This window comes from Paenibacillus cisolokensis (assembly GCF_018403665.1).
Lineage (GTDB): Bacteria > Bacillota > Bacilli > Paenibacillales > Paenibacillaceae > Paenibacillus_AH > Paenibacillus_AH cisolokensis.
This window is the reverse complement of sequence record NZ_BOVJ01000106.1, coordinates 1-11,498: the sequence shown is the minus strand read 5'-3', so window position 1 is coordinate 11,498 and position 11,498 is coordinate 1. Positions and strand designations below refer to the sequence as shown.

The 11,498-nt window shown below is 55.8% G+C and carries 19 protein-coding genes; 13 read left to right on the top strand and 6 right to left on the bottom strand.

Annotated elements, in window-relative coordinates; genetic code table 11:
- Positions 1–31 precede the first annotated feature (31 nt).
- From PACILC2_RS15030 to PACILC2_RS15015, 4 genes are read left to right on the top strand one after another with little or no spacing between them, the layout of a single operon-like run.
- Complete coding sequence (locus PACILC2_RS15030) at positions 32–181, top strand: hypothetical protein (protein ID WP_201024046.1); 150 nt, start codon at positions 32–34, stop codon at positions 179–181.
- A gap of 33 nt (positions 182–214) precedes the next feature.
- A complete protein-coding gene (locus PACILC2_RS15025) occupies positions 215–361 on the top strand; it encodes a hypothetical protein (RefSeq protein ID WP_160327841.1) in 147 nt (48 codons plus the stop codon).
- Complete coding sequence (locus PACILC2_RS15020) at positions 358–783, top strand: hypothetical protein (RefSeq protein ID WP_062495316.1); 426 nt, start codon at positions 358–360, stop codon at positions 781–783. The genes PACILC2_RS15025 and PACILC2_RS15020 overlap by 4 nt, the downstream gene beginning before the upstream one ends.
- A gap of 29 nt (positions 784–812) precedes the next feature.
- On the top strand, positions 813–1,298 hold the full coding sequence (locus PACILC2_RS15015; protein WP_062495314.1) for a hypothetical protein: 486 nt from the start codon (positions 813–815) through the stop codon (positions 1,296–1,298).
- Positions 1,299–1,637: 339 nt separating this feature from the next.
- On the opposite strand, the gene PACILC2_RS15010 is transcribed toward PACILC2_RS15015, so the two are convergent.
- From PACILC2_RS15010 to PACILC2_RS14995, 6 genes are all read right to left on the bottom strand, one after another.
- Positions 1,638–2,147, bottom strand: coding sequence for a Ger(x)C family spore germination C-terminal domain-containing protein (locus tag PACILC2_RS15010; RefSeq protein ID WP_213529314.1), 510 nt, complete (start codon positions 2,145–2,147; stop codon positions 1,638–1,640).
- Positions 2,048–2,560 carry a Ger(x)C family spore germination protein gene (locus PACILC2_RS29755; RefSeq protein WP_443678851.1) on the bottom strand — a complete coding sequence of 171 codons (513 nt, stop codon included), beginning with the start codon at positions 2,558–2,560 and terminating at the stop codon, positions 2,048–2,050. Before PACILC2_RS29755 ends, PACILC2_RS15010 begins: the two co-directional genes overlap by 100 nt.
- A gap of 94 nt (positions 2,561–2,654) precedes the next feature.
- Complete coding sequence (locus PACILC2_RS15005) at positions 2,655–3,119, bottom strand: GerAB/ArcD/ProY family transporter (RefSeq protein WP_244863534.1); 465 nt, start codon at positions 3,117–3,119, stop codon at positions 2,655–2,657.
- Positions 3,116–3,673, bottom strand: coding sequence for a GerAB/ArcD/ProY family transporter (locus PACILC2_RS15000; protein ID WP_213529312.1), 558 nt, complete (start codon positions 3,671–3,673; stop codon positions 3,116–3,118). The genes PACILC2_RS15005 and PACILC2_RS15000 overlap by 4 nt, the downstream gene beginning before the upstream one ends.
- A gap of 11 nt (positions 3,674–3,684) precedes the next feature.
- Complete coding sequence (locus tag PACILC2_RS28035; protein ID WP_280515322.1) at positions 3,685–3,813, bottom strand: hypothetical protein; 129 nt, start codon at positions 3,811–3,813, stop codon at positions 3,685–3,687.
- Positions 3,810–5,309, bottom strand: a complete 1,500-nt coding sequence (locus PACILC2_RS14995) for a spore germination protein (RefSeq protein ID WP_213529311.1) — start codon at positions 5,307–5,309, stop codon at positions 3,810–3,812. The genes PACILC2_RS28035 and PACILC2_RS14995 overlap by 4 nt, the downstream gene beginning before the upstream one ends.
- Before the next feature lie 209 nt (positions 5,310–5,518).
- Here PACILC2_RS14995 and PACILC2_RS14990 point away from each other — a divergent pair, with 209 nt between their 5' ends.
- The 9 genes from PACILC2_RS14990 to PACILC2_RS14950 all read left to right on the top strand — a co-directional run bounded on the left by PACILC2_RS14990 (position 5,519) and on the right by PACILC2_RS14950 (position 11,310).
- Positions 5,519–6,751 carry a M24 family metallopeptidase gene (locus PACILC2_RS14990; RefSeq protein WP_213529310.1) on the top strand — a complete coding sequence of 411 codons (1,233 nt, stop codon included), beginning with the start codon at positions 5,519–5,521 and terminating at the stop codon, positions 6,749–6,751.
- Between the two features lie 178 nt (positions 6,752–6,929).
- On the top strand, positions 6,930–7,457 hold the full coding sequence (gene sigY, locus PACILC2_RS14985) for an RNA polymerase sigma factor SigY (protein ID WP_244863533.1): 528 nt from the start codon (positions 6,930–6,932) through the stop codon (positions 7,455–7,457).
- Positions 7,450–7,779, top strand: a complete 330-nt coding sequence (locus PACILC2_RS14980) for a YxlC family protein (protein WP_062495296.1) — start codon at positions 7,450–7,452, stop codon at positions 7,777–7,779. Before sigY ends, PACILC2_RS14980 begins: the two co-directional genes overlap by 8 nt.
- On the top strand, positions 7,764–7,976 hold the full coding sequence (locus PACILC2_RS14975; protein WP_062495294.1) for a hypothetical protein: 213 nt from the start codon (positions 7,764–7,766) through the stop codon (positions 7,974–7,976). The genes PACILC2_RS14980 and PACILC2_RS14975 overlap by 16 nt, the downstream gene beginning before the upstream one ends.
- 25 nt (positions 7,977–8,001) lie before the next feature.
- Complete coding sequence (locus PACILC2_RS14970) at positions 8,002–8,211, top strand: PLDc N-terminal domain-containing protein (RefSeq protein ID WP_213529308.1); 210 nt, start codon at positions 8,002–8,004, stop codon at positions 8,209–8,211.
- On the top strand, positions 8,208–9,131 hold the full coding sequence (locus PACILC2_RS14965) for an ABC transporter ATP-binding protein (RefSeq protein ID WP_213529307.1): 924 nt from the start codon (positions 8,208–8,210) through the stop codon (positions 9,129–9,131). The genes PACILC2_RS14970 and PACILC2_RS14965 overlap by 4 nt, the downstream gene beginning before the upstream one ends.
- Positions 9,131–9,904 carry an ABC transporter permease gene (locus tag PACILC2_RS14960; protein WP_244863540.1) on the top strand — a complete coding sequence of 258 codons (774 nt, stop codon included), beginning with the start codon at positions 9,131–9,133 and terminating at the stop codon, positions 9,902–9,904. Before PACILC2_RS14965 ends, PACILC2_RS14960 begins: the two co-directional genes overlap by 1 nt.
- 161 nt (positions 9,905–10,065) lie before the next feature.
- Positions 10,066–10,443 (top strand): hypothetical protein, encoded by a 378-nt coding sequence (locus PACILC2_RS14955; RefSeq protein WP_062495286.1) that lies wholly within the window; start codon positions 10,066–10,068, stop codon positions 10,441–10,443.
- A gap of 162 nt (positions 10,444–10,605) precedes the next feature.
- Complete coding sequence (locus PACILC2_RS14950; RefSeq protein ID WP_062495283.1) at positions 10,606–11,310, top strand: metal-dependent hydrolase; 705 nt, start codon at positions 10,606–10,608, stop codon at positions 11,308–11,310.
- Positions 11,311–11,498: the final 188 nt, after the last annotated feature.

The window sequence follows — 11,498 nt, the reverse complement described above, 5'->3', positions numbered from 1 at the left end:
CGGCTTGAAGCTTGATCGGGGAGGTGATCGGATGCGGAATATTTTGATGACGGTGATGCTGCTCGTGGTCGTCATTTTTCTGTTCAACAACATTATCGCCAAAGATACGACAGGGACGCGCGCGCAGATTCAAAGCCAGGGCAACGCGGCCAATACGAGCATCGGCACGTTGGTGCCGTAGAGCCGGCAGCCTGACGACTGGGGGGAATCCGCTATGAGAGCGCTGTTAATGACGCTGCTGCTGATCGTGACGGCCATCGTTCTGTTCACGAGCATTGCCGGGGGAGAGAGCGGGACGAAGCGGCAGCTCGAGCAAGCCGGAGGGGCGTTCGCCGATTCGCTGAGGCGGCTCAGCCCATGAAGCAGATCCTGGTGTTCGTTCTGTTCGCCGGCATGCTGTGTTGGGTCATGTTCTCTCCGATTTACAAGCATGTGCTGATCGTCCGGCAGGCGGTGCTGCAGAAAGAAGTCGATTACATGCTGGAGATCGGGGCGAACGGCGATCACGGCTATATCGACAGCCGTATGATCGAGCAGTCCCGTCTTCGTCTGGCCGCATTCGGCATGCGGCCTGAACGGCTCGAGTACGAAGTTTATGCCACGGACGGCCGGCCCGCCGACGATCCGGGTCAGCCGCTGCCGCGCGGCACGGGGCTGGGGCTTGCGATCAGCTACCCGTTCGAGCGGCTGTTCGAAATCGACCGGCTGATCGGCCTCGCCCCGCCGTCGCCGGACGAGCGGATGAGCGCGGGCGGGCTGAAAATGAGCGAATACGTACCATAAGGCAAAAAGGTGCGAAAGGAGGAGATCGGTTGTACAAGCTGCTGCTTCTCCTGCTGATGATGGGGATATGGCTGTGGGGCGGCGCGCTGCAGATCGACGAGGAAATGGCGGTTCAGGCGCTTTTCCAGGGGAAGCATGCGGTCAACCGCGCCGTCCACGCGGCGGCCCAGCAGCTGGATGAGGCGGCGCTCGCGGCGGGGCGCTTCCGCATCGACGAGAAGCGGGCCGCCGAAGAGGCGCTCCGTTATTTGCAAGCCAACCTGCGGCTGGATACGAACGGTCAGCCGCTGCCCGGGAGCTATTGGCGGGACAGAGTCGACGTGCTGGCGTTCGAAATCGTCAATGCGGACCGGACGTTTCCTTACACGTACCGCAATGAACAATACGGCTACGAGGTGACGCTGCAGCGTCCGGGCGTCGTCATGATTATCCGGCTTCAATATCCGCGTATTTTCAGCGTGCTGGAGCCGATCGAGTGGGAAGTGAAAGGGGCGGCGGAGCTGGTGTACGGTTGAAGTGTTCCGGGTGTCTCCGTCCGATTTCCCGATGTTCGGCGAAGCGGAAGCGAGTTCATTCGAATATTCTGCCCAGGGCGAGAACGTACAGCAATTTCTCTTTGTACTGGCCGGAAGCGATCGATTGGTCGAGCGCGAAGCTTCCATTCGCATCGAGCGGCGGCCTGACGCGGGTAACCTCGACATCGGTCGTTGGCGTCCATCTCCGTCATCATCGTTTGATCGAAGAAGAAGACGAGATGTTGCCCGTATGTCAAAAAAGATTGTAGTTATGTCTTGGCGTGAATCTGGATTCTCCCGGTTTCAGCGTACCCATATTTTCCAGATTCACGTGTACCTTCACGCGAACCTGTATATGAGGCCAACGTTGCCTCCATTTTCTCCGCTAAATGGTCGGCTTGCAAGTCCCAGCGTATGCTTTCCCGCGGAAATAGGATCTATAGACTGCGACTGGATCCGGCGAATTAACCGGTTCATCTCCGACTCGACGTGGCTTTCCAGTGAACGGACCCAGGAAGCCGTATCTGCCGAATCGCTTAAGTTGGTGTTTTCCTTGTATTCTTCTACCCTTCCCTTTAGGGTGACATCGATCCGGACTTCACGGAACGAACGGGAAAACCGAATATGGCGGGTCGTGTACACTTCGCCGATGGCCGTTTGCATAGCCGGCATCGGGATAATTTTGAGCTGACGGTTTTTTCGAGAGAGCATCTGAAAGTACAAGTCCTCCGGCGGATGGATTACGTCAATCATCCGGTCGTCTTGAAACAACGCCGTACCTTTGTAAACAAAATCCTTACCTTCGACAGAAAATAAAGGCATGATCGGATCGGCATAGGGGTCGTACAATTTTCCATAAATTGATGAAGATTAATGATCGTCAATTCCCTCTGCTTTTCATGGTGGCTCATCATCCTGTACAAATAAAAATCGATCTGTTCCTGCCTTCTTTGCAATTGGCCGTTTAAGTAGCCGATCATATCGCCTTCCACGACGGCGAGATAAATTCGATCCGAGATTTCCGGATCAAGTATAAGAGTATTGATCACATTGATAAGACCTTTCCGGGCCAATGTCTTGGAGATCAGCACCATTCGCAATTGCCCGTTTTTCATTTCCCGATAATATTTATGATCCAATTTGTATCTCCCTTCCTCCATTAACGCTGCTTGAGTCGTAACGACCCTTTTTTGCTCCTTTTTCAATGGAGGGATAATCGTTGATACTTGCAAATGGCCGTCCTTCTGGTCAATATATTGCATGATGATCGGGGATATCTCATCGACTGTGTTCGCTTTTACGCTAAATGAAGAACAGCCGCAATTGATCAGGAAAAAAAGAAAAAGTATCCCTCGTTTAATTTGTCGGCTTATGGGTTGCATGGCGAGCCCCTCGCTTTTGGATCCGTAATTTTGCAATAAGAAGGAGAAGAGGGAGAGCGGCATAGGTCGATGCATCAAGCCAGTTATGCCACTCGATCCACCGAACCTTCCCCGTTTCGTTTGCCCACCCCCAGTGTTGTATCGCAAGCGTCGTCGAAAGAAGAAGCACAAACGTTACCCCCAGATTTCGTTTGGACCAGCGGTGTGAAGTGCCGGTTACAATCTGGAGTGCCCCCGTTGCATACAGCAGAAAAACGGCTACAACATAAATGACGGAAAGGGCGTATGCCGGAATAATAAACATTTCCAGACGTTCGGCAATCGGAAGTTGTATGTAGCGAATGAGTTGAACGACTGGAAAATCCAGTTTCTGCAAATATTCCGACCCGTAAAATAATAAGGCTATGCCGATAAAGAAGACATATTCAATGGCGCTCAAGACATTTCCAATCCGTAAATATCTTTTGAACCGTCGATCGTCCATTGCTTTTTCGGCAGCGCCAGCAAGTATTCAGGACCGGCAAAAGCCGTCCACAGCATCAAAAACATCTGCCAAGAATACGGGACGACCCGATCCGGAATCAAGGGCAGAAGATGATAGTAGTCGGCTTTCGGCGGTAAAATGAACGGAATATAGAACACGATAATCCAAAAGGTTCCGATAAAAGCGATGACGCTAAAACGCAGCGTTTGTTCCATGCCCAATCGCGCCAGATACAAGCAGGCGAACAGCAGCAGCACGACAAACAGTTTCGGAGTCAGGGAGGGAAACAATATATAATGCACGATTTCCACGTAGCCAAGCATCATCAAGGCGCACTTTATCAAAAGAACAGGCAGACCGATTAACGAGAGGAGCCATAACGCCTTCCTGCCGAACAGACGGAAGGTTCCCAAATATCCTTCGGGCAAGCCTTCCTGCCGAAACCAGTTGCCGAGCAGCCATATATTGAAGTGCGAGCATGCCGCGGCAAGCAGAATGAGCCAGATCATGGACGGGTCCGTCACGATGTTCGGCAAAAAAAGATATAGTACAGCGTCTGCAGACGGTTGACAAGAAACATCCATGTCAGCGGGTTGATCGGCTTGGAAATCGCAAACAAATCGATAGAACGGACATTGGAATGCATCATGTCCTCCTTTTGGATATTTTATATAGCGCCAACGGTTTTAAGTAACGGGGACGGGTTTTGAGTGCCTTGATCGGGAAGCGGACAATGGTGTCCTTCCAGTCGCCTTTGTAAAACGGGACTAATGGCGCCAGATAAGGCTGGCGCAACGAAGTCAGACCGTGCAGATGGATGAAAAGCCAAAATATTCCGAACCCGACGCCCCACATTCCGAGCCATGCGGCCAAAATGAGAAAAATAAACTGGATTAATTTTCCTGAGTTGGTCATCAAATAATTGGGGACCAAAAAGGACGCGATGGCGGATATGGAAATAAAGATGATCAGGATATTGCTGGCGATCCCTGCCTGGACCGCAGCTTGTCCGATTACGATACCTCCTACGACGCCTAGGGTTTGGCCCGATTTGGTCGGCATACGCAAACTCGCTTCCTTCAAAATTTCAAGCGTCAAAAGCATTAACAAAGCCTCCCATAGCGGAGTGAACGGAACTTCGCTTCGGGACTGCATGAGCACAAACAACATTTCCAGAGGGATCATTTGATAATGATGCACGGTGACCGCCACATAGATCGGTGTCAAAACAAGTGCGATCATAAAGGCAACAAATCGAAGACCCCTCAGAAAACTGCCGACCATCCATCGATGCACGTAGTCTTCGGGAGTCTGGAAAAGGTCGAAAAAGGTAACGGGCGCAACCAATGCGAACGGCGTATTGTCGACTACCCAAACTAATTTGCCGCTTGAAAGCGCCGAGGCCAAAACATCGGGCCGGTCCGTTTGCTGGAATTGGGGGAAAACGCTGAACACGTGATCCTCCAGAAAAGCGGAAAGATGCGCCGAATCGAAAAAGGCGTCGAAATCGATCGCCTTCGTTTTTTGATCGGCTATTCGGACCAATTCCGGATTGACGATGCCTTCCATATAAAGAAGGATGACCGTGGTTTTGCTTAATGAACCGAGCGAATATTTTTTCGATTTCAGGTTCGGGACCGGAAGTCTGCGGCGAATTAACGTCAAACTGTTTTCGAGTTGTTCGCTCAAGCTGTCTTTCGGACCGTACATAATGGCTTCCTGTTCGGAAGTATCGATAGAGCGGCCGAGAGTATTCTTTTTATTGACCGCGTAGACGAGCCCGTTTTCATAAATAACGAGCACGGATCCGGTCAAAATCTGTTCTTGCGCCTGCGATAATGTCTTGACTTGTATAACGTCGTCGGATATGACTTTCCACCCGGTTTGACCTGCGGTACTGTGAAGTACCGGAAACACTATATCGCTTTGCAGTTGGGTTCCGTCTACCAGGGAGCGGATATAAAACAGCTTCACGATTTGACCGTCCGCCATTAGCTCATGGACATGCGCATCGTGAATATCCTGAAACAATAACTTGATGTTTTCCAGCGTCGGCGGACCGCTCGCATCGGGAAGCGCCCCGTTATGATCGGTGCGGGAATTCGATTGATCGGATCGATTCGAAAACCAGTTTCTCCATTTCATAGCATGCTTCCTCACATAGGTGAAAGTTCAAACCTTATCATGACCGCAACGGGCCATTTTATTCGTATGTTCACTCGGTCCCGCCGATCTCGCGGACAATCCCTTTCGCGACAGCGGACGACAGGAAGGCTTTAGAGATGAGGTTGACGAGCCGGATGCCGACCTGCTCTAATGAAAGGAGAAAGTCAGGACTTGAGAGGAGCTGCTTCATGATAGAGGACCAATATCGCATACCGAGAGAAGAAGTGCACGGACGCATCGTCCGTCTGCAGCAGGCGCTGCGGCGGGAAGGATACGACGGGCTGCTGCTGACGCAGAACGTCGATATTTTGTACGCTACCGGGTCGATGCAGACGGGCTATGCGGTGATCCCGGCCGAGGGGGAAGCGGTATTCTACGTCCGCCGCAGTCTGACGCGGGCGGCCCGGGAGTCTGCGGTCCGCACGGCGCCGCTCGGTTCGCTCCGCGGCTTCCGGGCCGCCTTGGAGCGGGATTGCCCGCAGCTGTTTGCGGCGGGCGGCGGCAGGACGCTGGCCGCCGATCTCGATACGATGCCGGCGCAAACCTATTTGCGGCTCCTTGAAGCACTGCGGAGCGGGGAAGCGGCTTCCGCGCCGACGCTGGCGGACGGCTCAGCGCTCGTAAGGCGGGTCCGGGCGGTCAAGACGCCTTGGGAGATTGCGCGCATCGAGCGGGCCGCGCGCATCGTCAGCGACGCGCTGACCGAGGCTTTGAACGATTTGCGCGAAGGCGTAACCGAGCTTGCCTGGATGGCCCGTCTCGAATATGAGCTGCGGATTCGCGGGCATATCGGCATGATGCGCGTGCGCGGTTACAATCAGGAGATTGTCACCGGTATGGTCGGCTCGGGAGCCGCGGCGGCCGAGCCTTCCGCTTTCGACGGGCCGGCGGGCGGAAGAGGTCTCGGCCCCGCCGCAGCCCAAGGCGTCAGCGGCAAGACGTTCGCGCGCGACGAGCCGATTCTGATCGATATCGGCTGCTGCGTCGACGGTTATGTTATCGATCAGACGCGCACGGCCGTCATCGGCGCATTGCCCGATGATCTGGCCGAAGCGTACAAGCGGTCCGAAGCGATCCTTCAGGCAGCCAGGCGGAGGATGGTTCCGGGCGTGCGATGTTCCGCCTTGTATCAGGAAGCACTGCGGCTGGCGGACGAATCCGGATGGCCGGAACATTTTATGGGGTTCGGCGCCGATCGGGTCAAGTTTCTCGGCCACGGCATCGGGCTTGAGGTCGGCGAATGGCCTGTGCTGGCGAACGGTTTCGACGATCCGCTCGAACCCGGCATGACCGTTGCGGTGGAGCCGAAATTTGCGTTCCCGGGCCGCGGCGTCGTCGGTGTGGAGGATACGTATCTTGTAACGGAAGGCGGGCCGCGGCCGTTGACTTGCTACCCCGAAGGGCTTATCGTTCTGCCGTAATGAGCGAATGGGAAGCGGAAGCTCCTCCAAGCGGAGCTTCCGCTTCCGTGTTATTTGCAAAGATGTTTTTTCGAAACGGTTTGCATCGCTGTGAACGTTTTGGCCATCCTGTACGTCATACTGGCAAATGCAAATATTCGTCACAGAATACAGAATACAGAAGGAAGGATGTTCTCGCTTGGATAACGAGGATGTTCGCATAGCCCGTGCGGTACGCGGAGATGCGGATGCGCTGGCCGCCCTGCTTCGGGAGCATTACCCTTTCGTCATGAACTATTTGCTGAAGGTGACGATGAACCGTCCGCTCGCCGAAGATATCGCGCAGGAGACGATGATCCGGGCCATCGAGAGCATCGCCGCGTTCCGGCGCGACTCGAAGTTTTCAACCTGGCTTGTCGCCATCGCGTCGCGGCTCGTCATCGACGCCGCCCGGCGGCGCAAGAGGGAACGAAGGTGGCGGCAGGACGAGTACGCAGCGCGCTCGCTCCGTTACGAGACGCTGCAGGCGCAAGGGGAATGGCCGGCTGCTATGGATGCGCTCGGCCGACTGCCGCCGGGCGTGCGGATGGCGATTTTGCTGAAGCATTATTACGGCTACGGATACGATGAAATCGGCGCGATGATGGGCATACCGGCGGGAACCGTCAAATCGAGAGTTCATAACGGAATAAACGAACTGCGGAAGGAGTTGGGCGACGATGCGTGAACGGGATCGCGATGAGCTGTGGTTTCACAGCAAAATCAAAGGGGCATTGGACCGTATGGAAGAGCTTCACGAGCCGGGCGTTCCGCCGGAATGGTGGTTCAAAGCGCTCGTTGAGGAGCGGCGGCGGCTCAAGCGGACGCTGTGGCGGGACTTGGGGCTGTTCTGGCTGGCATCGTTTGCGGTTCTGTCCGTCATGTTCTGGCTGCTGAACTACGATCTGCCTCTGTTCGCCGTCCTGCAGGCTGCAGGATTGGCCGGCGCTTTGTGGTTCGTCTTCAGACGGTTCGGAAAGCGGGTGAAGCGCGATTGGCCGAATCGTTGAAAGAACTGGCCGAAGTCGAGTATTGGGTTTGGCTCGTCATCGCCCCGATCATGCTCACCCAGTCGACATGGCTGTTTATCGATGCCCGCAAGCGGAAGCGGTATCCGTGGTTTTGGGGGCTGTGGGGACTGATTCAGTTTCCGCTGCCGCTCCTCTTCTATTGGCTGCTCGTTCGCCGCAAGCGCAAAGTGAAGTGAAGGAAGCTAAGGGAGAGTGAATGATATGGATTTCCATTGGTCGGACCCGAAGCTGTGGCAAATTATCGGTCCGGTCGTTGTTGTGCAGCTGATCCTGATGGTCGCGGCGCTCACGGCGCTGATCAAGGCGGAACATACGCGCGGCCCGAAATGGGTATGGGCGATCGTCATCGTCGTCGTCAATATTATCGGTCCGGTCGCCTTCTTCCTGTTCGGCAGGAGGATGGACGGATGAAGCCGCTGCTGACGGCAGAAAAACTGGTGAAATCGTTCGGCGGCGTCCGCGCGGTCGACGGCATCAGCTTCGCCATCGGCGAAGGCCGGTGTGCGGCATTGCTCGGGCCGAACGGAGCGGGCAAGACGACGACGATCCGCATGCTGGCAGGACTTCTCCGCCCGACGGAAGGCAGGATCGCCTTTACCGGCTTGCCTGAGCGGAGCGACATTCGGGCGCATATCGGCTATTTGCCGCAGTCGCCTTCCTTTTACGGCTGGATGAGCGGCCGCGAATATATGATGTACGCCGGGCGGCTGTGCGGTCTGCGCGCGGCGGACGCCAAACGGACGGCGGACGAGCTGCTGGCGCGCGTCGGACTGGCCGGTGCCGGCCGCCGCCGCATCGCCACATATTCGGGGGGCATGAAGCAGCGGCTCGGGCTGGCCCAGGCGCTCGTTCATCGGCCGAAGCTGCTTGTGCTGGACGAGCCGGTCTCTGCGCTCGATCCGGTCGGAAGAAGAGAGGTGCTGGAGCTGTTGAAGGAACTGAAGCGTGAGACGACGATTCTGTTTTCCACTCATGTCCTGCCCGATGCGGAGGAGCTTTGCGACGACATTATGATTGTCCGCGACGGACGGATCGTCGTGCAGGGCAGTTTGCCGGATATCCGGGAACGCTATCGCGAGCCGGTCATTACGGTTCGTACCGAACGGGACGAAGCGTCTCTCGAATGGGTGAAGAGACGCGCCGGCAAGGCAGGCGGACCGGTCGTATCGGCTTTGCCGTTTGAGGACGGCATCCGGTTTGCCGTTTCCGATCTGGATGCGGCCCGGCGCTTGCTGCTTCGCGAAATGGCGGACGAAGGAGTAAAGGTGGCCCGGATCGAAGCCGGATATTCGACTTTGGAAGACGTATTTATGAAGGCGGTGTCGACGTGATGCGCGGATTGGCGGCGATGCTCGGCAAGGAATGGCTGGAACTGGCGAGGAGCTGGAAATGGCTGTGGGTTCCGCTCGTTTTCATTCTGCTAGGAATTATGCAGCCGGTGTCGTATTATTTCCTCCCGCAGCTGCTGGACGCGGCAGGCAACTTGCCGGAAGGGGCGGTCATTTCGATCCCGCTGCCGTCGGGCGGCGAAATATTGGCCGGAACGCTCGAGCAGTACGGCATATTCGGCGCGCTCATTATCGCCCTGTCATTCATGGGGGCCGTCTCACAGGAGCGGAATACCGGGACTGGCGCTCTTATTCTGGTCAAGCCGGTTTCCCCGGCCGCTTTCGTGTTGTCCAAGTGGCTGGCGATGGCGGCGCTCGTCGCGGCATCGCTGGCCGCCGGCTATGCAGCATCCTGGTATTATACCGTCGTGCTGATCGGCCCCGTTGCGGTCGGGAACGCAATGGCCGGCGCGGCTCTTTATGCGCTGTGGCTGCTCGTCGTCGGCAGCTCCGCCCTTATGTTCAGCGCTCTGTGGAAAAGCCCGGCTGCCGCGGCTTTCTCGGCGCTCGGCACGTTCGCTGCGCTGGCGCTGCTGACGTCGCTCTTTCCGCGGCAGCTGGCCTGGTCGCCCGGACGACTGCCTGCGGCATCCCGGGAGCTGTTGCTGGAAGGCGCCGCCGGGTCGCTCTGGCCGACGGTTGCCGTCACGGCGCTTTGCGTCATCGGCTCCGTCTTGATCGCGGTGCGGGCGGTGCGCGCTCATCCGGCGGATTAAGCCCGTTTTCGCAAGTTCGGCCGATTCAGTTACGACTTGTTTGCCCCATTCATGGACACCGTTACTTTTTTTAGTAGAATCATTTTTAGTAGAATCTTAACTTATCGTCTGACTTATATCGTCCGACAGACTAGCGGTTTTGTGACAGGGGGCAAGCGAATATGCTGAAACTGGGCCAGAAAGTGGTCATTGTGTCCGACCGATTCGAACAGAACCTCCCCGTCGGGGAGTATGGCTATATTATTGCTTACGATCGCAACGCGGATAATGTGTTTGACTACGTGGTGCGGGTGCCGAAGGTCAATCGCAATTTTCTCGTGCCGGGCGACGATGTGGAATTGGAAGAAACGCTCATTTCGCAGGAAGTCGACCGTGTGGAACGGGAAGCGTTGATCGATTTTGCGCTGGCGACCCGCAACGAAGAGTTGTTTCGCAGAATTATGAACGGCGGAGACCAGTCGGAAAAATCGGGCGGCAGCAAAGACGTTCAGTCGCGGGAGGATTTCATCCGTCAAATTAACCTGAAAGCGTGGATTTGACCGTCTCTTGCCGGGACCGTCATCGGCAGGCCTTATCCTTGACAGGGTAAGGCCTGTTTGCCATGGGTTGCAGTTTGTTCCGATCCCGTTCATAATTTGATATAGAACACCCGTAGAACGCTCGTCGGGAGACAAACCTTAATTTTGAGGGAGGGATACATAATGGAAATTGTTTATCACGGACATTCGTGCGTCCAATTGACGGTCGGCACGCACTCGCTCGTCATCGACCCGTTTCTGAGAGGGAACCCGCTTGCCGTCACCAAGCCGGAAGAGATTAAAGCCGAATACGTGCTGCTGACGCATGCGCACGGCGACCATATCGGCGATGCCGAGCCGGTTGCCCGGCAGAACGACGCCACGGTCGTTGCGACTTACGAGCTGGCCAATTATATGGCATGGAAAGGGTTGAAAACGAAGGAGATCAACCTCGGAGGAACCGTCGATCTGGGCTTTGCCAAAGCGAAAATGATCCAGGCGTTTCACAGCTCGGGCATCGTGCTGGGAGACGAGCGGCAGATCATTTACGGCGGCATGCCGGGCGGCTTTATTATAAAGGCCGAAGGGCTGACGGTGCTGCATGCGGGCGATACGGCGTTGTTCGGCGACATGAAAATGATTGGCGACCGGTACGATATCGATCTCGCCTTCCTGCCGATCGGCGATAATTACACGATGGGGCCGGAAGATGCGGTGCAGGCGGCCGAATGGTTCGGGGCGAAGCTGGTTGTGCCTGTCCATTACAATACATTCGACTTGATCAAGCAGGACGCCGAGACGTTCGTCCGGATGCTGGCGGAGAAAGGCCTGAAGGGCAAAGTCATGGCGCCCGGCGAACGATTGCTGCTCGAGAAAAATACGAATTGACGACGCGGCGTGCAGCAAGTCGAAGAGGCTGTCTCACATGTTCATGGCTCATATGTCAGCGTGGTGTGCGAGGGGATATTCGATACGTTTTCCCGGCTCAAAACCAATACTGCAAAAGTGCAGTTTTTTCTCCGCTATTAACAGCCCGAACGCTCAAATTTCTGCGATAATACAGAATTTTTGACCTC